We start from the raw sequence: 1980 nt of genomic DNA, 5'->3' as shown, positions 1-1980 counted from the left end.
TTTGTTTTCTATGCGCAATACTAAAGATTATCACATGCCCTTATATTACCATATTCTTATAGAAAATTTCACACTAACTTCACCAACCGTCAATAGTGATATCACTAGTATTAGCGTAGTTATCAAATATATGTTCCCGATGACATAACAAAGGCGCTGTATCGACAGTGAAAAAGCCGGCGCAGCGCCTTTTGTTATATTTAAACTCTGGTCTCCCCTAAAGTTTCCCAATTTCATATTTTATTCCTCCCATCCAAAAACAACGACTTTACCAACCATATGCCCACTTTCCACTAAACTATGTGCTTTCCGAAGATTAGTTGCATTTAAAGGAGAAAGGGAATGTGTTAGAGTACACTTTAATTGGCCATTATCAAGAAAATATGCAATTTTTTCTAAAATATCATGTTGGGTTTGCATATCATTTGTATGATAGTAAGACTTGGTATACATCCATTCCCAAGCAAAGATTGCTTTCTTTTGAGTTAATAAACGTAGATTGATAGGTCGCCTATTTTCGGTAATCGAAGCAATAGCTCCCTCAGGCTTAATTAACTCACACATTTCTTTCCAATGATTGTCAATATCTTTTAACTCTAAAATATAATCTACAAATTTATAACCAAGTTCTCTGACTTCGTCGATTAAATTATTCCTGTGGTTTACAGTGTATTTAGCACCATGACTTTTGACCCAATTGATACTTTCGGGACGTGAAGCAGTGGCAATTACGGTTAGTCCTGCATTTGCAGCTAATTGTGTTGCAACTGATCCTACTCCACCAGCACCATTAATGATCAAAATGGTTTTATCTTTATTACTTTGACTATTAGAGGACACTGACAGTTGTTCAAATAGCGCTTCATAAGCTGTCAATGAAGTCAGAGGCATTGCGGCTGCTTCATCGTCGCTTAAGGATTTAGGTGCATGTCCAACAATTCGTTCATCTACTAACTGATATTCATTATTACTTCCTGGACGTTTAAAGGAACCGGCATAATATACCCGATCTCCAGGGTTAAATAGAGATACTTGATTACCCACTTTTTTTACAATTCCACATGCGTCCCATCCAATAACTTTTGGGGTCGTTAGTTTGCCGTGCCCGCCACGTCGTACACCAACATCAACTGGATTAACGGATACAGCATTAACTTTGACGAGCAAATCGTGCCCTTTAGGTACTGGGACACTTTCTTCAAATTCGAATAAGCTTCTAGAATCGTTAATGTTTAAATGTTGAGTAAATCCGATAGCTTTCATAGTGAGTCCTCTTTTCTATTGTTCTATACTTACAAATAGTAACTTGTTATATAAGACATACAAGAAGAGAATTTAAATTATCTATGCAACAATTATTTCCCTAATAGCCACAAAGAATAAGTCAATATATGATTAAAACATCTAGTTTTTTTAAGAAGGAGTGTTGGGCTTGCAAAGACATATTTTTAACTGTAGTAATGGTTGTCCTGTTGAAAGCACTTTACAAATAATTTCAGGTAAATGGAAAAGTGTAATTTTGTATCATCTTATAAAAAATAAAGTATGTAGATTTAGTGAATTGCAAAAAAAAATGCCGAATTGCTCTCGCAGGATGTTATCGCTACAACTTAATGAGTTAGAGACGGACAAGATTATCGAAAAAAAGATATATCCAGTGATTCCTCCTAAAACAGAATATAGAATGACTAGGTTTGGTGAGACACTGACGCCAATTATTCTAGAAATGGACAAATGGGGGCAAACTTACAACTCCATAAACTCTGAGGTATAGTAACTAAAAATGCTTCAAAATTACCTGAATAGTAACATTTCGAAGCATTATAGTTATATTATTTACTTTTTTTCGCCTTAAACATATCCAGCTAGAGGCGATAGGCTTGCTTTTCATCACTTGAAGTTTTATTGCTCTTGGTTGATTTTTGATTTCCCTGTATAATGGATTGAGCAAGAAGTTTTAAGGGCGGTGGCTGTCTTTTC

2 protein-coding genes are annotated in these 1980 nt (G+C 35.3%); one reads left to right on the top strand and one right to left on the bottom strand.

The window, feature by feature from the left end:
* Positions 1–240 precede the first annotated feature (240 nt).
* The gene (locus RDN22_RS11305; protein WP_048687438.1) at positions 241–1263 is read right to left on the bottom strand and encodes a zinc-binding alcohol dehydrogenase family protein; all 1023 of its coding nucleotides are present in this window, start codon (positions 1261–1263) and stop codon (positions 241–243) included.
* 169 nt (positions 1264–1432) lie between these two features.
* Between RDN22_RS11305 and RDN22_RS11300 the strand changes: the two genes are divergently transcribed.
* Positions 1433–1774: a helix-turn-helix domain-containing protein gene (locus RDN22_RS11300; RefSeq protein ID WP_308558156.1), complete on the top strand. Its 342-nt coding sequence runs from the start codon at positions 1433–1435 to the stop codon at positions 1772–1774.
* Positions 1775–1980 lie beyond the last annotated feature (206 nt).

The organism is uncultured Lactobacillus sp., assembly GCF_902491705.1.
Lineage (GTDB): Bacteria > Bacillota > Bacilli > Lactobacillales > Lactobacillaceae > Lactobacillus.
The sequence above is the reverse complement of the archived record's forward strand: the minus strand, read 5'-3'. Positions and strand labels throughout refer to the sequence as shown.

Coding starts and splice junctions, on each gene's coding strand:
- RDN22_RS11305 (WP_048687438.1), bottom strand. CDS start 1,263: ATGAAAGCTATCGGATTTACTCAACATTTAAACATTAACGATTCTAGA.